This window comes from Acinetobacter sp. WCHA45, assembly GCF_002165255.2.
Lineage (GTDB): Bacteria > Pseudomonadota > Gammaproteobacteria > Pseudomonadales > Moraxellaceae > Acinetobacter.
In genome coordinates this window covers 334,701-354,610 of record NZ_CP028561.1, presented here as the reverse complement: position 1 = coordinate 354,610, position 19,910 = coordinate 334,701, and the positions used below count along the sequence as shown (strand labels likewise).

Below are 19,910 nucleotides of genomic sequence, written 5' to 3'. Positions count from 1 at the left end.
TATTTACAACTGTAAATTTAATCATTTTCATATTTAAAATGAGTTTCAAACAGCAACAAAAAGTTGACTTTTGCACGCCTCTCTCATCTGATTAATTCGCTTTTCTGACAGTCTTTTCCATAGTGTTTATCAATGTATTTTTATCACCATTGTGAATAATCAAAGTATCGAAACAGATAATCCAAAACGATTCAAATACAGGATTAAGATTATGCCAGCTTATAAAGCCCCGCTCCGTGATATTCGCTTCTTAATGAATGAAGTGTTTGATTATCCTGCACACTACCAAACTTTGGCAAGTGGACAGAATGCTGATAAAGATACAGTTGATATGATTCTTGAAGGTGCGGCAGATTACTGCGAAAACGTACTTTCTCCACTGAACCAATCGGGTGATGAAGAAGGCTGTACCTTTAACAACGGCGAAGTAACAACACCTAAAGGCTTCAAGGAAGCTTATGACCAATTCGTCATGGGTGGCTGGCAAGGTCTTTCTTACCCAGAAGAGTTTGGTGGTCAAGGCCTGCCAATGTCTTTAAACCTCATCAAGTCTGAAATGATGGGTACTGCAAACTGGTCATTCACCATGTACCCTGGTTTAAGTACAGGTTGTATGAACACCATCATCCAGTTCGGTACAGATGAGCAAAAAGCGACTTATATGCCTAAACTGGTTGAAGGTACTTGGTCAGGCACAATGTGCTTAACAGAACCTCAATGTGGTACAGACTTAGGTCAAGTTAAAACTAAAGCTGAACCTGCTGCTGATGGTACTTATAAAATCTCTGGTACTAAAATCTTCATCTCTGCGGGTGAGCATGATTTAACTGAAAACATTATCCACATCGTACTTGCACGTCTTCCAGACGCACCTGCTGGTACCCGTGGTATTTCATTATTTATCGTGCCTAAGTTTATCCCAACTGCTGACGGCGGTGTAGGTGAGCGCAATACCGTATCTTGTGGTTCAATCGAACACAAAATGGGTATCCGTGCTTCAGCAACTGCTGTATTGAACTTTGACAATGCAACTGGTTACCTCATCGGTGAAATCAACAAAGGTTTACATGCAATGTTTACCTTCATGAACACTGCACGTATCGGTACAGCGGTTCAAGGTATTGCTCACGCTGAACTTTCTTTCCAAGGTGCATTACCTTATGCGAAAGATCGTATGTCTATGCGTGCCCTTTCTGGTAAGAAAGAGCCTGAGCGTGTAGCTGATGCGATTATTCACCATGCTGATGTTCGTCGTATGTTGTTAACTCAAAAAGCGGTTGCAGAAGGCGGTCGTTCAATGATCTACCACGCTGCAAAACTTGCAGACAAGATGGCGGATGCATTGGCAAGTGGTGATCAAGCTGCTTATGAAGCTGCCGATGACAAACTTGGTTTCTATACTCCAATTCTTAAAGGTTTCTTGACTGAATTAGGTTTGGAAGCTGCAAACCATGGTATCCAAGTATATGGCGGTCATGGTTTCATCAAAGAATGGGGCATGGAACAAATCGCACGTGATGCACGTATCTCAACATTGTATGAAGGTACAACGGGTGTCCAAGCACTTGACTTATTAGGTCGTAAAGTTCTTTTAAGCTCAAAAGGTAAAGTTGTTCGTGACTATACTGCTGAAATCTTAAAATTCTGTGCTGCACATGCTCGCAACAAGTATTTACGTCGCTTCGCTTGGGACTTAACTAAGGTTTGCGCTCAATGGAACACATTAACTGTTCGCATTATGCTTGCAGCACGTAAAGACCGTGACATCGTATCTTCTGCTTCTGCTGATTTCTTGATGTTCTCTGGTTATGTAATGATGGCTTACTTCTGGGCTCAACAAGCAGTGATTGCTTCTGAAAAACTAGAAGCTGGTAACGGCATTGAAACGCCTGAATTCTATAAAGCAAAAATCAAAGTTGCAGATTTCTACTTTGACCGTTTATTGCCACGTGCACAAGGTCACGCAGAATCAATGGTAACGACTTCACGTACTTTGACTTCACTTGCTCCAGAACACTTCAGCTTCGATTACTAATCGGAACTGACAAAAAAGAGCGCTTGATGCGCTCTTTTTTATACTCATTTTTCTATTCCGCCTTTTCAAACACATAGGCTTTTTTAGGAAATGGATATTCCTTAAAGAACTTACGGTTGCGACCCTGATCCCCATTCCAGATTTTATCCAGATCCATCACAAGATTCTGGTCCTGATTGATCCGATAATATAAATTCACATCCACCGCATCACAGCGCACAACGATCTCTTGTTCTGTGGGCTCAACATGCCATTGCACCTGCTTACAGGTTCGCTCTATTTTGGCCATATTGCGCGATGGATCTGAACCCAAACGCCCGAAACTGGTATTGGTCCAATAAACTGAACCATCTTCTAATAAATTTAAGATATATTCCGCTTCTTTTTCATCTTTGACACAACCGGCAAATGCATCAGTACAAGGAATACGCGCATGATAGCGCCCAACATATTGCATATCTTGTTGAGTCGGTTGCGTCATATGTTTAGAAGCAACATGAGGAACTGTTGCTTGTCCAGCAACCTCAGTCAGTGACATTCCTTCACTTGCACTTGTTAGTGCTTGCTCAGCATCTAACATGACTGGAATAGAACTTTCATCACTAGTTGGCTGCGCTTGGTTTGATGTTTTCATTGAATCTGGATGATAGCTATCACAAGCACTCAAGCCCAAACTCAATAAAAATCCTACACTAACATGCTGTAAGAAGAACCTGAACTGCATATCCACAAATCTCTAATATCAACATCGTTGTCACACTTTTTTCAAAAACATCCGATGGTTCTGCAAAATATAGGAAGCATTTCAATATTCGTCTATTCCCTCAAATGGGTAATTATGGCGGACGTAACTTGATGAAATAGCAAATTAACAAAGCAGTATGCTTTAAGTCGGTGCATTTTAGGTGATACTGTCGTTTTTTCCATCAGCCTTTTACACACCGTAACGATTCTCCCATCTGTTTAAACTTTAAAAAAACCAGTTCATCCCTATCTCATTATTAACAGCGACTTATCATGAATGAAGCCTCATGCTATTGCTGTATCAAATATTTTAGGAGAAAAATTAAATGACCAATTCTGGTTTATATCGCTCAAACCGACAAAGCATGATCGCTGGTGTAATGGGCGGTATTGCGGAACGTTTTGGTTGGAATGCAAATTTATTACGCTTGATCTTTGTAGTGATTTCACTCATGAGCGCAGCTTTCCCTGGTATTTTGGTTTACCTGATTTTGTGGTTAGTAATTCCAAAACAACAGCAAAGTCGCGTTGATTATGTACAAGGCTATAATCAGCCCGTAAAAACCGTTTATGAAGACCAAAGCATAAAACGTTAATTTCTTTGCCTCTTTTGGTCGCTACGGTTGAATTTCCCCCTAATACAACCGTAGCTTTTTTTTATTCTGATTGAAGCTTTTGACGATTGAGTTGTTGTTGAAGCGCAGCGATCATATCCGCACGACTAATCATGCCAATCAAACGTTGATTTTCCACGACAGGAATATAATTAAAAGATTTTTCTACAAAATAAGGAATAAGATCTTGAATCGGTTGTAGCGGATCAACCGTTACCACGCGATGACTCATAATCTGCTTTACATAATGCTGCCATGAATTTCTTGGATCGGCGGCCCCCTTAAACCATTCCACCACCTCATATAAAGCCAGCGTTCCAACCAGTTTTTCTTCCATATTAACCACAGGCAGGCTCATCAGGTTAACTTCCTTGAACTTCTCTAACGCCTGATGAATATCATCATCTTCATGCAGCTTGATCACATCCTGACTCATGATATCGCGACAGATAAAATGACTGTTCAAGCGTTCACTTGCATGTTCCTGTGCTTCCAGAATGATTTTTTCCAGATCGTATTGGCTGATGTCCAGCAACTCGGTGTGTTGTTCCAAAGCATATTCAATGTCTTTCGGTTGAATCGAGACTTTTTGTGTCGGTGTCGGGTCTTTAGAACGCTCATTGACATGCGCTGTAATCGGATAATGACGTCCAATCAAACGATTGAAAAAGACAGCAATCAACAAAAGTAAAATTGAGTTGAGTAATACGGGATATAAAATAAAGTGGAATCCTAAACGATGTACAGCATCACCGCCTAAAACCGCGGTAATCGCCACTGCACCGCTTGGAGGATGCAATGAATCAGTTGTCATCATCATAAAAATGGCTAACCCAACTGCGACACTAAAAGCAGAGGTTAAATCAGGTAATAACTGTGTGCATGTCACACCAATTAAACCAGCCAATATGTTGCCAACCACAACATTCCACGGCTGCGCTAAAGGACTATTCGGAACTGCAAAAAGCAGTACAGAAGAGGCACCCATCGGGGCGATATACCATGCATTCATACCGCCCAATACATACCAACTAATTAAAGAGGATATTGCTAAACCACAAAGCGCACCAAATCCTGAAAGTAAACGTTCTTTCAAAGGTAATACTTTGTAATTCGGTTTTAAGAAATTTAGCCAGTCTGATTGGGTTAAGCTCACAATGCACCTTGCTGGAATAGTGTTGTTTCATTGGTTGCAGCAGTATACGCCGACTCAGACTGAAGATGTATTTAAATTACAGTTTTAAATAATAACGAAAACTGATCAAGGTTAATTTAAATACTCCTCCAATTGCTCCAATCGCTCTGCATATTTTTGCATGGGGCAAAACTCATACATCGGCGAACCGATATAAGCACCAGCATTTACCTGCACAATCTGCTTTGCATATAAAGTTTTGGTTCTGGTACTACAGATCTCCACCACAGCATTATTGATATTGCCCAGTTTTAGCTGTTGAATTATGTCATCGACACATTGGCTATAAGGATCTATCGCTTTATCTTACGTTTTGGCAAATACCAAAGTACTCAAACAAGCCATAATCAGTACTGCTGTTTTTAAAACTAATTTAGTCATGAATGTGCTCTTTTGTTATGTTGGTATTTTTAAAATAATAATCAAAAAAATGCCTTAAACATATTTTTCATTCAAATATCGCCAATAACGTTTTGGCAAATATTGCACATGCAATTTCACATTCTGACGTTCTTTAATATTGATACTATTGAAATAATCTTTCCAAAGCTGATCATATAATTCTTCTTGTTCATCTAATTCTAATTGGAAGTTTTGACTAGCCCCATTTTCAATATTACAGTCAATCTGATGAGCATCTAGAGACACCTCATGAATCTCGTGTAAGTCATAATACAGTCCATATTTGCGTTGTTCGTCATAAATTAACCAACGTTGATCTTGATAACGACGCTTAAAATGCGGCTGTATCAAAGGAAGCACATTAAAATCAGGACGAACCAAACTTAAAAACAATCCATCTGTGGTTTTCTTAAACCGCACAAATGCTTCCATACGATGCTTTTCGCGTCCCACCTTTTTCGTCCATTGCGAAATCGCTAAAACACTGGGATGAGAGTAATTTTTTTCGACTGAATGTTGATGCCGAAAAACATAGATACAGTAATTAAATAAATGCTGATAGGCATCCAACGATTCCGACAAATAAGCAAAATAAAATTGCCTCAGAGATGAATGCGAAAGTTTCTGCTGTAAGGCTGACCAAACACGTGCTGCATGTTGCTCGTGATTTGGAATTTCAACTACAGTGGCAAATAAACCATGCTGTGCACCTTGGTTTAAACACAATTGCACGTGGAATTCTTTAAATTGAAAAGCACGAAATACGCAGTTGAGTAAACCGACCATAGAGCCATCAAAGTAGTAATAAACCACCGCATCACTGAGCATGTTTAAAATCCTAAACTCAATTGCGGTGACAGTTGTTTCACGTATTTAGATGAACCCTGCGTTAATATTTGCTGACGAATATCAGTCGTAGAAAGTTCCTTTTGAAACCGTGGACTGTCTTCACAGCGAATAAAAAACTGGGCACGTGAATACGCCACACCGAGTTGCTTCAATAAATCAGTATGTATCTTGCCAAAACGACGCGCTTGCACGATTTTCTTGGCTGACTTTACGCCGATGCCTGGTACACGAAGGATCATACGATAGTCAGCACGATTTAAATCCACTGGAAACTGCTCAGGATGACGCAACGCCCAACTCAGTTTTGGGTCTACATCCAAATCTAAATGTGGGTGTTTTTCATTGACGATCTCATTGACTTCAAAACCATAAAAACGCATCAACCAATCACTTTGATAAAGACGATTTTCACGCAACAGAGGTGGCGCCGAACCGACCGCTGGTAAATAGTTATTTTCTGTGTTGATTGGAATATAACCTGAGAAATACACCCGTTTCAGTTTAAATTCCTTGTAATGTCGATCTGCCATCACAAGTACGTCTTGATCAGTTTCTTGATGTGCGCCGACCACCATTTGGGTGGTCTGCCCTGCGGGTACATATTTCGGCACATGCTTAATAATTTGACGTTCATCTTTGAGTTGAATCAGTCGATCTCGTACTAAGCCTAAGTCTTTTTGTACTTCCTGATGTGATTTTTCAGGAGCAAATGCTTTTAACCCAACCTCGGTTGGCATTTCTAGATTAATGCTCATGCGGTCAGCATAAAGCCCTGCTTCATGAATCAGTTCAGGCGATGCACCTGGAATAGTTTTGAGATGAATATAGCCATTAAAATTTTCTTCGAGACGTAGCTTTTTCACCACTTGAAGCATCCGTTCCATCGTATAGTCAGCAGATTTAAAAATGCCTGAGCTTAGGAATAATCCCTCTATATAATTACGACGATAAAAATTAATGGTCAGGTCAACCACTTCTTGTACGGTAAATGCAGCACGTTTGACATCATTGGAACGGCGTGACACACAATAGGCACAATCAAAAATGCAGACATTGCTGAACAGGATTTTCAGTAAAGAAACACAACGCCCATCTTCGGTGTAACTATGGCAAATCCCTGCCCGACTGGCATCGCCTAAACCTTTGTCTTTATTTTTACGGTCACTACCACTGGAGGAACAGGACACATCATATTTAGCTGCGTCCGCAAGAATTTGTAATTTTTCACGAATGCGATCAGACATAGCAAACACCTCAGTGACAACATCATTTCAAAGCTAACATTTCATGATTTGAAAATTAAGATTGGTAAAGATGTTATGCGTCATGAGGTGACGTTTATGTGAATGGTCTCCCATTCAGGACTTTGCCAACTGGGAAAATATTTCTGCTATTGGGTCCGTTTTGAATTGACTCGAAAATTAAACAAAAGCGTTTAAATAATTTATTATCAGAACTTGTCGCTGAAACGCTCGAATCCTTTGCACTGCACCCGAAAATCCTTATACTTAACCACAATTTTTGTTTGATTCCAGTGGATGCACCATGAGTCGTGCTATATCGCATATTGATACATTTCAGGGCTTAATTCTTGCCCTACAAAACTATTGGGCGGAGCAAGGCTGCGTCGTATTACAACCATATGATATGGAAATGGGTGCAGGAACATTCCACACTGCAACTTTCTTACGCGCATTAGGTCCAGAAACTTGGAACGCGGCTTATGTTCAACCATCACGTCGTCCTAAAGATGGTCGTTATGGTGAGAACCCAAACCGCTTACAACACTATTATCAGTTCCAAGTGGTACTTAAGCCAAACCCAGACAATATCCAACAGCTTTATCTTGATTCGTTAAAAGCGATCGGCATCGATACACTGACTCACGATATTCGCTTCGTAGAAGACAACTGGGAATCTCCAACACTAGGCGCTTGGGGCTTAGGTTGGGAAGTTTGGTTAAATGGTATGGAAGTGACTCAGTTCACTTACTTCCAGCAAGTCGGTGGTGTTGAATGCTACCCTGTTACTGGTGAAATCACATACGGTTTAGAACGTCTTGCAATGTACCTTCAAGGCGTAGACTCAGTTTACGATCTTGTTTGGACCAAAGGTCAATTCGGTACAGTCACTTACGGTGATGTATTCCATCAAAATGAAGTGGAACAATCGACCTATAACTTCGAATATGCGCCAGTCGATAAATTATTTGAATTATTCGATTTCTATGAAGCTGAAGCAGCTCGTTTAATGGAAGCTGAACTTCCACTTCCTGCTTATGAGCAAGTGATTAAAGCATCGCATAGCTTTAACTTATTGGATGCGCGTGGTGCGATTTCTGTAACTGAGCGTCAACGTTATATTTTACGTGTTCGTACCTTAGCGCGTTCAATCGCTCAAAGTTATGTGGCTGCGCGTGCGAAACTCGGTTTCCCAATGGCAGAACCACATTTGCGTGATGAAGTATTAGCGCAGTTAAAAGCACAAGTTGAAGCAGAAGCAGCACAAAACAAAGCCAATGCATAAATGGGAAAAAATCTGATTTAGGAAAATAAAATGCCAAGTGTTGTGATTGAAGTAAGACGTGAATACTCAACTGAACAAGAAATAGCAATCATTGATGCTGTTCAGTCTGCTTTGGTACAACACTTTCATATTCCTGAAAAAGACAAACATATCCGTTTTTTCGCTCATTTACCGCATCGTTTTGCTTGTCCACCACATCAAGATCAACCTGAGTTTTATACTCAAATTAGTATTGATGCATTTGCTGGACGTTCTGTGGATGCAAAGCGCAATCTTTATCAAGGGATTGTCAATAACCTTGAAGTGCTCGGCATACCACCAAAATACGTGACGATTATTATTCGAGATATTCCCTTAGAAAATTGGGGTATCCGTGGCGGTCAAGCAGCGTGTGATGTTGCATTGGGATTTAAGGTAGATGTTTAGATCATCTTGCTTATGACAGATAAATATTTTTAGAAGACATTTGAAATGACACATACCGTACTATTTGAATTGGGCTGTGAAGAACTTCCACCCAAAAGCTTAAAAACTTTACGTGATGCTTTAAAAGCTGAAACGGAAAAAGGCTTAAAAGATGCAGGCTTAAATTTTGCTGCGATCGAAGCTTATGCTGCACCACGTCGTTTAGCGCTCAAAATTGTTGATATTGATGCTGCTCAAGCAGACACACAAAAACGTTTTGACGGCCCTGCTGTTCAAGCCGCTTATGATGCAGAAGGCAAACCAACTAAAGCACTTGAAGGCTTTATGCGTGGTCAAGGCATCACGGTTGATCAGCTTTCGACGTTCCAAGCAGGCAAAGTTGAAAAAGTTTGCTTTTTGAAAGATGTGAAAGGTCAAAGTCTTGATGCTTTACTGCCACAAATTTTACAAACTGCATTAGACAACTTACCAATCGCAAAACGTATGCGTTCAGCAGCAAGTCGTACTGAATTCGTGCGTCCAGTAAAATGGGTCGTATTGTTGAAAGATGATCAAGTGGTTGAAGCAATCATTCAAGATCATAAAGCAGGTAATGTGACTTATGGTCACCGTTTCCATGCACCTGAAGCCGTGACTTTGGCGCATGCAAATGACTACCTTGCTGCTTTAGAAAAAGCTTATGTCGTTGCGAATTTTGAAAAGCGTCAAGCAACCATTCAAGAACAAGTGAAAACGTTAGCTGATGAAGTCAATGCCACTGCGATTGTTCCAGCGGACTTACTTGATGAAGTCACCAGCTTGGTTGAATGGCCAGTTGCATTACGTGCGACTTTTGAAGAGCGTTATTTAGCTGTTCCTCAAGAAGCCTTAATTACAACCATGCAGGACAACCAAAAGTATTTCTGTTTGGTCAATAGCGACAACAAATTACAGCCTTATTTCATCACCATTTCAAATATTGAGTCGAAAGATCCGACTCAAATTATTGAAGGGAATGAGAAAGTTGTACGCCCTCGTTTGTCTGATGCAGAATTCTTCTTCTTACAAGACCAGAAGCAACCGCTTGCATCTCGTAAAGAAAAACTCGCCAATATGGTATTCCAAGCGCAATTGGGCACACTTTGGAACAAATCAGAACGTATTGCTAAATTGGCTGTGGCATTGTCTCCAATTACAGGTGCAAATGCAGCCGATGCTGAAAAAGCAGCTTTACTGGCTAAATGTGATTTGACCTCTGAACTTGTGGGTGAATTCCCTGAACTTCAAGGGATTGCAGGCACGTATTATGCTCGCCTTGAAGGTGAGAATCATGAAGTTGCTGAAGCTTTAGGTGAACAATACTTACCTAAGTTTGCGGGTGACGTGTTACCACAAACCAAGACAGGTACAACGATTGCGCTTGCAGATCGTTTAGATACGCTTGTTGGTATTTTTGGTATTGGTCAAGCGCCTACGGGTTCTAAAGACCCATTTGCATTACGCCGTTCTGCAATCGGCATCTTACGTTTGATCATTGAAAATGAACTCGATGTGACGATTGAAGAACTGGTGAACTTTGCGCTTCAAGGTTATGGTGACGTGGTTAAAGATCATGACAAGACGCGTGCGGATGCCGTTGCGTTCCTTGAAGGTCGTTACCGTGCTAAGTATGAAGACCAAGGCGTAGCAGTTGATGTGATTCAAGCGGTTCAAGCACTTGCTCCAAAATCTCCTCTTGATTTTGATAAGCGTGTGACTGCGGTCAATCATTTCCGTACTTTACCAGAAGCGGCTGCATTGGCTGCGGCTAATAAGCGTGTTGCCAATATTCTTGCGAAAGAAGCAACACCTGAAGGTGCTGTGGTTGAAGCAAATCTAGTTGAAGTGGCTGAAAAAGCACTTTATGCAGAATTATCAGCTTTAACACCAGTGGTTCAGCCTTTACTTGCTGCACGTAACTATACAGAAGCCTTGTCTAAGCTTGCTGCACTTCGTGCGCCTATTGATGCTTTCTTTGAAGGTGTAATGGTGATGGCAGATGATGCTGAATTGAAAGCCAACCGTTTACGTTTATTGGCTCAGTTGCGTGATTTATTTACAGCAATTGCAGATGTAAGTGTGCTGCAGGGTTAAGTATTTATAATTCTTGATCTTTCAAATAAACCCCGCTATACAATAGCGGGGTTTATTGTAAATTAGAAGAATTATGAAAAGTTTAGAATTATCTATTGTTAATTTATTTATGTGGGGAGGAAAATCTTCTTATAGTGGCGGACCTAATGATACAACTATAATAAAGTGTGATGGCTATACGTTTAAATTTAAACAATATGATATTCATTTAAAACATAAAGACTTTGAAAATGAAAGAAAAGTGACTACACATGTTGAAGTGCAATACACTGAAGAAACGCAAATACCACAAATTTTCGAAATTATTGATGATATATGCTACTTACTATCTTTTGCCCAACAATCATATGTTCGTTGTGAAACCTTTGCCCTAAACTCAACTCAATCTCGACCACACTCTGATGTACAAACTATGCGTGCACAAAAGAATATTATTGATATGCATGGTTTAGAAATTTGCAACTTTATTGAGGAAACTTACCCAACATTCAAAAAACTAAAGTCATCTAGGCAGCTAACTGTTGTATTTGACTATTTATGTGAAGCCAATCGTGCAAATCTAGCCACAGAAGCATCACTTATTTTGCATTATGTAATTATTGAAAACTTGAAACACACCTATGCTCAAGTAAATGGCTTTAATAAACGTAATGGGACAAAATTTTCTCACCCTTCATATCCCGATTTAGAGAAAGAACCTGGAGATATAGAAAATTACAAAGAAATTACTGAGAAAAAGAAAAAATTATACCGTCACATAAAATATGGGGAATGTGGTTCGAATGAAATGATTAAACGCGCCTTTGAAGATATTGGCATCTCAAGAACAATAACAGATGCAATTGTAGATAAGAGAAATAAAATAATTCACGAAGGTCTATTATTACCTTTAAACGATTCTCAATATTCAAAGCAAGCTAGAGAAGACAAAAATGAAGCTAGTAATCTAATAAGAGAATACTTGCTCACTCTTCTAAACTATAAAGGCACTTATTGGCTAAGTCATGATCGAATAGGACCGTCAGGGCTTATTGATTAAGTACCATCCCAAGAAGTTTTCATTTACCCAAAGCACAACGGTTTACGCACTGTATCAATTTCACATCACCTACATTCTTTTCTTGAACTTGACGATAAGCTATAAAACTTGAATTGCAACGTTATTGCCAAAAGGATAGAAAGATGATGAAAAAAGTACCTGCTCTGTGTTTAACGACTGCACTGATCGCATCCTCTTCTCTCTGGGCAACCGAAAATACAACAGCCACAAATGCAAACACGACTACGGCTGAAAAAACACTCCCTTATGGTGACAACCCGAGCCTTGGTCGTGTGTTACTGTATAAAACAGGCAAAGGGCTACAAAACTTAGGTGATTCAATTCAAGGTGCATCTGAAAACACATCACAAAAAATGAGTGAAAAGTGGAAAACCACCAAAGAATACACTGCTGAACAATCTGTCATTGTTCAGGAACAAACCGAAAAAGCCAAACAATATACTGCTAAAAAATGGCAAGACACCAAGGATGCGGTTGTTGGTACAAATAATGGAAATGTGCCAATCGAACGTGCTGAACTTAGTCAGCCATGATCAAATTAATACGATTGAACAAAATTTATAGGAATGAATGAAACAATGACAGTTATGCCTTTTAAAACCATTTTGCTTTGTTTAGTTAGTAGTATTGGCTTTACCGCGTGTTCAACGCTCTCTTCTCAAACCGAGCAGCCTTTACAGCAACTGCAAGTGGTTCAGAACATTGATGCCCTACCCGATACCAAGACCAATGCCGCATCCTTAAATAAATACAAGAATCATTGCATGATCCAGTTTACAGGTTATTTTGATGGTGGGCAGAGTACGGAATCATGGGAATTTAAAGGCAATCAGTTGAGTCGGGCTTTTTCTGAGACCTATCAATATGTGCCGAATCGTTTATTCAATGCGGCCACTGAAAAACCTGTATTAGATCAGAAAACGCGAAAAACCACAGTATTTGACATTCAGAAACCTGAAGTAAAACATAACTTTGACAAGTTAAAAAGCTACTTTAACCAAACCGTTTTGGACCAATGTGGCTAAGTTTGTCATCTCCACAATTTCTATCCAAAGTGTTTTTAAGGTGTAATCTGGTTGTAAAGTTTTGCTGAAATGCATACATTTCTGCTTTTTGCCCGTTATGATGCAGTTGCGTTGATGAAGTACCCCAAACGGTACATCGCTAAGGAAATCGCAATGAAGAAAATGATCAAAACAGCTATCGTGACAACAAGTATTCTCGCTTCTGCCTCTATTTTCGCACAAAATGTTGGGGTCAATGCCAATGGCTCAGCTCAGGTTAATGTCCAGTCTGGTGGCTTGATTAGCGGTGTTGCAGGTGCGGTCAAAAATACTGCTCAGGGCGTAGGTCACGCAGCACATCATGTTGGCCATGCTGCTGTACACACAGGTGTAAATGTGGGTTCACAGGTGGTAGACAAAACCGCGAAAGTGGTTAAAAACACTAAGGATTATGCGGTAGAGAAAGCTGCTGATGGCAAGGAGTTTGCTGCTGAAAAAAGAGTAGAAGCAAAAAAACGTCATCAGCAACATCAGGCTGAGCAAAAGTCGATTGGCCTGAATACCCAAGCAGGGGTTAACGTTGGAAACTCATCCATTCAGGCACAAACGGGCTTGAATGCAGACAGGAAACAGGCTCAGGCAGGTGCCAATGTTGGTGTGAAAGTATTAGGTGTAAATGCGAACGTAAATACCAATGCAAAAGTGGGTACAAACTAATTTTCGAACCCATCGTTAAAAGCCCTTTGCTTAAGCAAAGGGCTTTTGATTATGTGATTTAGTCTATCAATTGTAGTTTGGTCTGCTCATCTGCATGATTTTCAATAAAATGTCCCTGCCCATGATCATCACAACTCAAGGTCAAGTTTTTATAACTGAGTTGATAAAATTCAGGATAGCGTTTAAAAATCAATAAAGACTGATCCAAAGCCAAAGCTTCACCCACTTTAACTAACTTATGAATCCCACGATCATTCATCGTCAAAACATAAGATTCTGCATTTAACTCAAGTTCAACAACGGCATTCGCACTAGCTTTCAATGGCAGCAAATATTGTTGATTCGCCTGAATTGCTTCAGCGTTATAAGCCTCTAGCTTTAAGCTAACTAAATTAAAAACTAACCATGTATTTTGAATCGTGAGAATGGTTGGCACTGAGCTGTCCATCTGTTGGATAAAATGCGGATGAATACCTAACTTCCGTAAATTTTGCTCAGTACCCTGTTGTAGATTAAATAATTGTTGAACCAATTTTTGCTTAAGAACAGCATCAAAATAACGTTCATCTAATTCAAAATCGTTATTTTGCAAGATTCGTAATAAAACTTGATGATGCCTGCTCAATAATGCATCTAGTACATGGCGATAGTAGAACTTACTTTGCTTTTTAACCTCTCGAACGCGCTTATAAAAATAAGTAATCTCAAAAGGTTGCTCAACAAAATCATTGAGTAATTGCGAACTTGCCAAAACCGAGAGTGCTTCATGTCCTGTAAAAGGCAAATGAATCACCTGCATCTTTGGTAATAAGGGCTGTATTTTTAAGAAATGTTCTTTATCTTCTGCATAATATGGATCATAGACAATGATGTATTCACGAGATGAATCCACTTCATCTGCCTGAATTTGCATATTTTGATGAATAGATGCGTCAAAAAATTCTGCATAACGGCGATCATGAACCACATCAGGGTCTATCGAATATTGTGGTACAAAAGCAACGATTTTATGCATATTCAATAAATTAGAATATTTAATCGCAGCATAGCCCCCCATTGATCCACCATAACCCACAATCTGCTCAAACTGTTGTAAGGTCGGTTGAATCTGTCGCTGCATTTCAAGCATGCTGCTTTGAGGAAACCAAGATTTTTGCTTCGGCATAATACCGATGACATTGTATTGATATTTTATGAGTGATTTTTCAGCATTAATTGACATTCCTTTGGCACGACTAATCAAATCGCCAAACGAAACCACTAAAGTGTCACTTGAACCTTTTAAAAAAATAACGCGAATATGTTCATCTTCAAATATTATTTGCTTATCCATGCTCACACTGAAAAATTAATCCTAGGCTTGTCGCAAAAAGCCATCAAATGATGTCTTTGCCAAACCCTATTTGCGGAGTATCTTATTTTATAGAGATAAGACAGATTAAAAAGCGCAAAAAATGACACAATCCTTACATCCTTCGGCTCAAAAAGGCTTTAGTTTAGGGGCTGAACTGTATCAACAAGTTCGTCCCAGTTACCCACCAGAAATCGTCTTTTGGCTGCAAGATCAGCTCAAAGTCGGTGAAAATTCCACTGTTATTGACCTCGGTTCAGGGACTGGCAAATTCTTACCTTTCCTGCTTCAGACACAGGCAAAAGTGATTGCAGTTGAACCTGTGACAGCGATGCGAGAACAACTGGAGCAAAGCTATAGCACAGTCGAATGTCTACAAACTTCAAGCGATCAACTTCTGGTGAAGGATGAATCCATTAACGCCATTATTTGTGCCCAATCTTTTCACTGGTTCTCAAATATCGAAACGCTCAAGGAAATGTATCGGGTATTAATTCCTACGGGGCATCTTGGACTGCTTTGGAATCAACGTGATATTACTGTTGACTGGGTCAAAGCGTTGGCTGATGAAATCGCACCATTTGAAGCAGATACACCACGTTATCATAGTGAGAAATGGAAACAGGTTTTTGAGCAACAACAGCTCTTTCAATTCAACGGTCTTCAGACCTTTCAACTCAAACATACAGGCACAGTAGAACAAGTGGTCAGCAAACGCTTACTTTCCACGAGTTTTATTGCAGCAATGCCAGAACATCAACAACAGCAATTGAAAGCAAGATTTGAACAAATTGTATTTGATTTTACAGGCCAAACTGCTCAAGATCAGATTGATTTTCCTTATACAACCTTTGCCTACCATTTCCAAAAAATAGCAAAGTAACAATAAATCAGGTGTTTCTATGACCTTTAAATTTAAAACCACGATTGCACTCAGTTGCTTGATCGGCTCTACACTATTACTGAGTGCTTGTAACAAAGACCCTAAAGCACCCTCTCAGCAAGAACAGCAAACTCAAAACTCTAATGATGCCATTGGTCAGCTTAAGCAAATCCCGATTAAGCAGTTCCCTACAACGGCTGACGATGCACATGATATTGCAATTTTAGATGACTATGACCGTCGTTTTACCGAAATGAGCGACAGTATGGAAATAGAGCTGGCGAAGATGAAAGAAGCCAATACGCTCACTCCAGCGTTTGAACAGCAACGCCAAAAAGATAATGTTCAATCGGCATTGAATATGCTGAAAGAGTTAGAACTTAAAACAGAACAAGGTCGTTATATTCAAGGACTTTTATATGAATACTGGGATAATCAAGCCAAAGTACTCGAGCAAAGTACCTTAGCGAGTACCACAGAAAATACTGATACGGCCAAACAAGTTGATCATTTAAATGAATATCTACATGCGCAAAGCCAACTACACCATTGGAAAAGTTCTCAACCAACAGAAACTAAAAAGGCGAGTGAGTGATATAAAAAATTGAGGGTCATACGACCCTCTCTTGTTCAACAAGATTAGATTTTTTGTTTTTCTATCCACTGAATTGAATTAACACGGAATAACTCACAAGCACCATCACCCGTATCCGTAGGTGTTAAAGAAGATCGCCAAACCAAATCTTTATCCCGAATCTCAACCAACTCACCTTTCAACTGCACCAAATCCCCACGCTTCACTTGTTTGATTTGCTGGGCAATTGCAGGATTTGCGGGAATAATATGCATATTGGAAACCATTTGCATGGCTTGATTTGCAGGAACAGGCAGCTTATCTATTTTCCAATTCAAATAGCGGTCATATTGATTTACTGAGATTTTACGTGCGATCTCGGGCTTGGCAAACAAACCCCAACTCACGGCATAATCAATCGGAGAAAATTTTGCTTGTTCGTCATCTTGGTACATTTTAGAACCAAGAATACGGAAGTTGCCATAAAAAGGCTGTAACACCGAAATAGACTGATCCTTTGCGATCGGCGATAAACCATTGGCAATGTTATATTCTATTCCGCTGGTCGATGCATGTGTCTGCCCAAGCATAACCACCATGCCTAAACTCATCCATAGACGTTTTTTCATGGCTTATCACCCTCAAAATCTAACTAAATTCTTAGAAAAGCGTATATCTTCATAGTATGCTTAGACGATGAAAAAAATTACTTTTTTTAGTAACAATCAAACTTACTTTAGTCATATTTTTGTGGCTTTGTTACTGATTTCTCTAATCTGAATCAACGAATGGATCTCTATGATTTATCAATTCTATCAACGTCGAGTTTTCCCATATTTACTCAATCAAGTCATGCAGACTGCAAGTTTGATGGATAAGCGTCGTGAATTATTGGTTCCTATCGAAGGTGAAGTCCTCGAAATAGGTTTTGGTACAGGTTTAAATATTCCTTTCTATGGCAATGTTGACTCACTTTATGCTTTGGAACCCAATCCAGACATTTATCATCTTGCCGTTGAACGAGTTCAGCATGCGCCTTTTTATATTAAGCATGTACAATCCAGCGCAGAAAAACTTCCATTCGCCGATGCAAGTTTAGATCATATTGTTTCCACATGGACTCTCTGTAGTATTCCAAAACTTGATGTCGCCTTAGCAGAAATTTATCGAGTATTGAAACCTACAGGCACCTTTCATTTAATTGAGCATGTGAAACATCCTGACTCGATCAAATTACAATCCTTACAGACCCTACTCACTCCGCTACAAAAAAGGATTGGAGATGGATGCCATCTCAATCGCGATATTGAACGACACCTTGCACAAGCTAAATTTAAATTTCTTGAAAAAGAATATTTTGATGCAGATGGTATTCCTGCGATTGCACAAAAAATGCTATTGGCTCGCGTGCAAAAGGTATAAATTCAAAGCAGTCATTAATTTTCAAAATCAATTCTTAGCGTTTCAAAACGAATACGTCCTTCACGTACTGCTTGAGCAATTGCCTGCTGTCCTTTGCTCAAGCGCGCACCGCCACTTTTAATATCAAGTAGAATCACTTCAATATCATCCGCAGTCCCATCACCATCACGAAAATCGGTATAGCCATCAAAAACCACGTAATCGACAGGATCACCGAGAAATTTTGCATCACTGGGTAAATACTGAAATTCAGGTAAAATCGGCGCAAACTGTTCTGCCATTTTTCCTTTTAACACCGCACGACTGGTATTTACACTACGTTTCTGTGCATCTAGCAAAGCTTGCTTATGTTCTAATTCTAATTCAGCAATATATTTTTCATATTCCGCCTGAATACGACCATTCCGCGTATTGGACAAAATCAGCGTGGTAATCACAACACCAATACAACCACCAATTAACATTGCAAGCCAAACTGACATAAAACTTTCCTTTTTCTGAATCTGCTATTTAACTGCAACATTAAACTTTTGTCATGTGTCACACACTCTACTGAAAAAGATGCTAAGGTATAGTTGAATACAAAATGCTTGTTAAAAAATCTAATTTCATGAAAACCATATTAATTGCAAATCAAAAAGGTGGCTGTGGTAAAACCATGACAGCCATTACGCTTGCCGCAGCAATGTCACAAAAGGGCTATAAGGTTGCGTTGGCTGATGCTGATAACCAAAAATCATCATTACAATGGTTAAAACAACGCCCTGAAAATGTTGCTGCCATTCAAAGCCTCGACTGGAGGCATGAGAAATCAATTGGTGATGCACCTAAACATCTCGATTATTTAATCATTGATGCTCCAGGCGCACTGTCAGGTGAGCATGCAGAACAATTGGTCAGCGAAGCCCATGCGATTGTGACCCCTTTACAGCCCTCATTCTTTGATATTGATAGTACGCGTCGATTCCTAAAACATTTACAAGACATCAAACGTATACGTAAAGGAAAAGTACAAATTCTGTTGATTGCCAATCGCGTGAAAGCGAATAGCTCTAGTTCAAAAGACATTCAAGACTTCTTTAATAAGATTGAACAAGAGCCTGTCGCATGGATTTCAGAACGTAGTGCTTATGGCACGTTGGCTATGCAAGGTTTAAGTATTTTTGATAAACCACAGAAAAATTTTGTGAGTATTCAAAGCCAATGGCAACCCGTTCTGAATCAGTTAGTCGATGATCCAAGTGAATGGTTTTAAGCCGCCTTGCTCCATTAGCAGGATGGAACAAGGCATGAGGCCATTGATGTAACTGCATTAATAAAACTTATCTTTATTTAGGTTCAATGAAAGGTGCGGGATTTGGGCTAGTTTGGTCTGTGTCATCACCCTCATCTTTCAGGTTATGCCTCATTTCATCACTATCGAGGTTTTCCATAGCTTTACGAATGGTCTCGTTACCGTGACTGCCATCATTTAACTGGATTGCCTGTTCACGTTCCACACCTTGCTCCTGTAGTGCATTTTCAGGATTTTTAGGAATATCTTCCCTTTCTATAGCCTGCTGTAATTGATCACTGTCCGTCAGGCCTTCCACTTGCTGATAACTGAGTTTATCACCGTTCAAGAGGGTAGCCACTGCGCTTTCGGCTTGTGTACCATTGCTGTTATTCGGTTGTGAATGATGGTCCTGACCTGTTTTTGGAGAGGTATTGTCCTGATTATTTGAATGTGTCATCGAACTGCTCCTTAAATTCACTTTATGGATGTGTGATGAATTCAATATAACAATACGCTTTGTAACTCTTTGCCAACTCTTGTATTAAAGTCGATAGCAAATGTTGCTATGGTAAGTTGCTGTATTGCAGTCTTAAAACTTTCGTAAATGCTGAGATATACATATTGCCGATCACGAGCCACTCCATTGAAAATAATCGGCTGGCTGAAACATGCCAGCGGTTTAGCCCCTGATTCAATTTAGAGATTTCAACGTGAAATTAC

Annotated in this window: 21 protein-coding genes and 1 pseudogene; 13 read left to right on the top strand and 9 right to left on the bottom strand. The window is 39.7% G+C overall.

Annotation, left to right across the window (positions count from 1 at the left end; all coding sequences use genetic code 11):
• Positions 1 to 211: 211 nt before the first annotated feature.
• Positions 212 to 2,035 carry an acyl-CoA dehydrogenase C-terminal domain-containing protein gene (locus CDG55_RS02945; protein WP_087536039.1) on the top strand — a complete coding sequence of 608 codons (1,824 nt, stop codon included), beginning with the start codon at positions 212 to 214 and terminating at the stop codon, positions 2,033 to 2,035.
• Positions 2,036 to 2,087: 52 nt separating this feature from the next.
• On the opposite strand, the gene CDG55_RS02940 is transcribed toward CDG55_RS02945, so the two are convergent.
• A complete protein-coding gene (locus CDG55_RS02940; protein WP_087536038.1) occupies positions 2,088 to 2,759 on the bottom strand; it encodes a hypothetical protein in 672 nt (223 codons plus the stop codon).
• A gap of 346 nt (positions 2,760 to 3,105) precedes the next feature.
• On the opposite strand from CDG55_RS02940, the gene CDG55_RS02935 reads away from it, so the two are divergent.
• Positions 3,106 to 3,375: a PspC domain-containing protein gene (locus CDG55_RS02935; RefSeq protein ID WP_005156379.1), complete on the top strand. Its 270-nt coding sequence runs from the start codon at positions 3,106 to 3,108 to the stop codon at positions 3,373 to 3,375.
• 61 nt (positions 3,376 to 3,436) lie between these two features.
• Here the strand turns inward: CDG55_RS02935 and CDG55_RS02930 are convergent, their stop codons facing one another.
• From CDG55_RS02930 to CDG55_RS02915, 4 genes and pseudogenes are all read right to left on the bottom strand, one after another.
• Complete coding sequence (locus tag CDG55_RS02930; protein WP_087536037.1) at positions 3,437 to 4,549, bottom strand: HPP family protein; 1,113 nt, start codon at positions 4,547 to 4,549, stop codon at positions 3,437 to 3,439.
• Between the two features lie 111 nt (positions 4,550 to 4,660).
• Positions 4,661 to 4,969 (bottom strand): annotated as a pseudogene (locus CDG55_RS02925) (hypothetical protein).
• Positions 4,970 to 5,023: 54 nt separating this feature from the next.
• A complete protein-coding gene (locus CDG55_RS02920; protein WP_087536036.1) occupies positions 5,024 to 5,818 on the bottom strand; it encodes a TIGR03915 family putative DNA repair protein in 795 nt (264 codons plus the stop codon).
• A 2-nt stretch (positions 5,819 to 5,820) separates the two neighbouring features.
• Positions 5,821 to 7,083, bottom strand: a complete 1,263-nt coding sequence (locus CDG55_RS02915) for a putative DNA modification/repair radical SAM protein (RefSeq protein WP_004757055.1) — start codon at positions 7,081 to 7,083, stop codon at positions 5,821 to 5,823.
• A gap of 301 nt (positions 7,084 to 7,384) precedes the next feature.
• Between CDG55_RS02915 and glyQ the strand changes: the two genes are divergently transcribed.
• The 7 genes from glyQ (at position 7,385) to CDG55_RS02880 (ending at position 13,684) form a co-directional block, all read left to right on the top strand.
• Entirely contained in the window at positions 7,385 to 8,365 is a 981-nt protein-coding gene (glyQ, locus tag CDG55_RS02910) for a glycine--tRNA ligase subunit alpha (RefSeq protein WP_005403278.1), read from the top strand.
• Positions 8,366 to 8,395: 30 nt separating this feature from the next.
• The gene (locus tag CDG55_RS02905) at positions 8,396 to 8,791 is read left to right on the top strand and encodes a tautomerase family protein (RefSeq protein ID WP_004678669.1); all 396 of its coding nucleotides are present in this window, start codon (positions 8,396 to 8,398) and stop codon (positions 8,789 to 8,791) included.
• 45 nt (positions 8,792 to 8,836) lie between these two features.
• The gene (glyS, locus tag CDG55_RS02900; protein WP_087536035.1) at positions 8,837 to 10,903 is read left to right on the top strand and encodes a glycine--tRNA ligase subunit beta; all 2,067 of its coding nucleotides are present in this window, start codon (positions 8,837 to 8,839) and stop codon (positions 10,901 to 10,903) included.
• 73 nt (positions 10,904 to 10,976) lie between these two features.
• Positions 10,977 to 11,942: a hypothetical protein gene (locus tag CDG55_RS02895; RefSeq protein WP_087536034.1), complete on the top strand. Its 966-nt coding sequence runs from the start codon at positions 10,977 to 10,979 to the stop codon at positions 11,940 to 11,942.
• Between the two features lie 146 nt (positions 11,943 to 12,088).
• On the top strand, positions 12,089 to 12,496 hold the full coding sequence (locus CDG55_RS02890) for a hypothetical protein (protein WP_087536061.1): 408 nt from the start codon (positions 12,089 to 12,091) through the stop codon (positions 12,494 to 12,496).
• Positions 12,497 to 12,541: 45 nt separating this feature from the next.
• Positions 12,542 to 12,988, top strand: coding sequence for a hypothetical protein (locus tag CDG55_RS02885; protein WP_087536033.1), 447 nt, complete (start codon positions 12,542 to 12,544; stop codon positions 12,986 to 12,988).
• 153 nt (positions 12,989 to 13,141) lie between these two features.
• The gene (locus tag CDG55_RS02880) at positions 13,142 to 13,684 is read left to right on the top strand and encodes a hypothetical protein (RefSeq protein WP_087536060.1); all 543 of its coding nucleotides are present in this window, start codon (positions 13,142 to 13,144) and stop codon (positions 13,682 to 13,684) included.
• A gap of 58 nt (positions 13,685 to 13,742) precedes the next feature.
• Here the strand turns inward: CDG55_RS02880 and CDG55_RS02875 are convergent, their stop codons facing one another.
• Positions 13,743 to 15,017, bottom strand: coding sequence for a hypothetical protein (locus CDG55_RS02875; protein WP_087536032.1), 1,275 nt, complete (start codon positions 15,015 to 15,017; stop codon positions 13,743 to 13,745).
• A 121-nt stretch (positions 15,018 to 15,138) separates the two neighbouring features.
• Between CDG55_RS02875 and CDG55_RS02870 the strand changes: the two genes are divergently transcribed.
• Entirely contained in the window at positions 15,139 to 15,918 is a 780-nt protein-coding gene (locus CDG55_RS02870) for a class I SAM-dependent methyltransferase (protein WP_087536031.1), read from the top strand.
• A gap of 19 nt (positions 15,919 to 15,937) precedes the next feature.
• The gene (locus CDG55_RS02865) at positions 15,938 to 16,513 is read left to right on the top strand and encodes a hypothetical protein (RefSeq protein ID WP_087536030.1); all 576 of its coding nucleotides are present in this window, start codon (positions 15,938 to 15,940) and stop codon (positions 16,511 to 16,513) included.
• A gap of 44 nt (positions 16,514 to 16,557) precedes the next feature.
• Here the strand turns inward: CDG55_RS02865 and CDG55_RS02860 are convergent, their stop codons facing one another.
• Positions 16,558 to 17,121 (bottom strand): hypothetical protein, encoded by a 564-nt coding sequence (locus CDG55_RS02860; RefSeq protein ID WP_087536029.1) that lies wholly within the window; start codon positions 17,119 to 17,121, stop codon positions 16,558 to 16,560.
• A 169-nt stretch (positions 17,122 to 17,290) separates the two neighbouring features.
• On the opposite strand from CDG55_RS02860, the gene CDG55_RS02855 reads away from it, so the two are divergent.
• Positions 17,291 to 17,914: a class I SAM-dependent methyltransferase gene (locus CDG55_RS02855; protein WP_087536028.1), complete on the top strand. Its 624-nt coding sequence runs from the start codon at positions 17,291 to 17,293 to the stop codon at positions 17,912 to 17,914.
• 14 nt (positions 17,915 to 17,928) lie between these two features.
• On the opposite strand, the gene CDG55_RS02850 is transcribed toward CDG55_RS02855, so the two are convergent.
• The gene (locus CDG55_RS02850) at positions 17,929 to 18,396 is read right to left on the bottom strand and encodes a Holliday junction resolvase-like protein (protein ID WP_005156416.1); all 468 of its coding nucleotides are present in this window, start codon (positions 18,394 to 18,396) and stop codon (positions 17,929 to 17,931) included.
• Positions 18,397 to 18,524: 128 nt separating this feature from the next.
• On the opposite strand from CDG55_RS02850, the gene CDG55_RS02845 reads away from it, so the two are divergent.
• Positions 18,525 to 19,169, top strand: a complete 645-nt coding sequence (locus CDG55_RS02845; RefSeq protein WP_087536059.1) for a ParA family protein — start codon at positions 18,525 to 18,527, stop codon at positions 19,167 to 19,169.
• Positions 19,170 to 19,242: 73 nt separating this feature from the next.
• Here CDG55_RS02845 and CDG55_RS02840 read toward each other — a convergent pair whose 3' ends face one another.
• Complete coding sequence (locus CDG55_RS02840) at positions 19,243 to 19,647, bottom strand: hypothetical protein (protein WP_087536027.1); 405 nt, start codon at positions 19,645 to 19,647, stop codon at positions 19,243 to 19,245.
• Between the last annotated feature and the right edge of the window lie 263 nt (positions 19,648 to 19,910).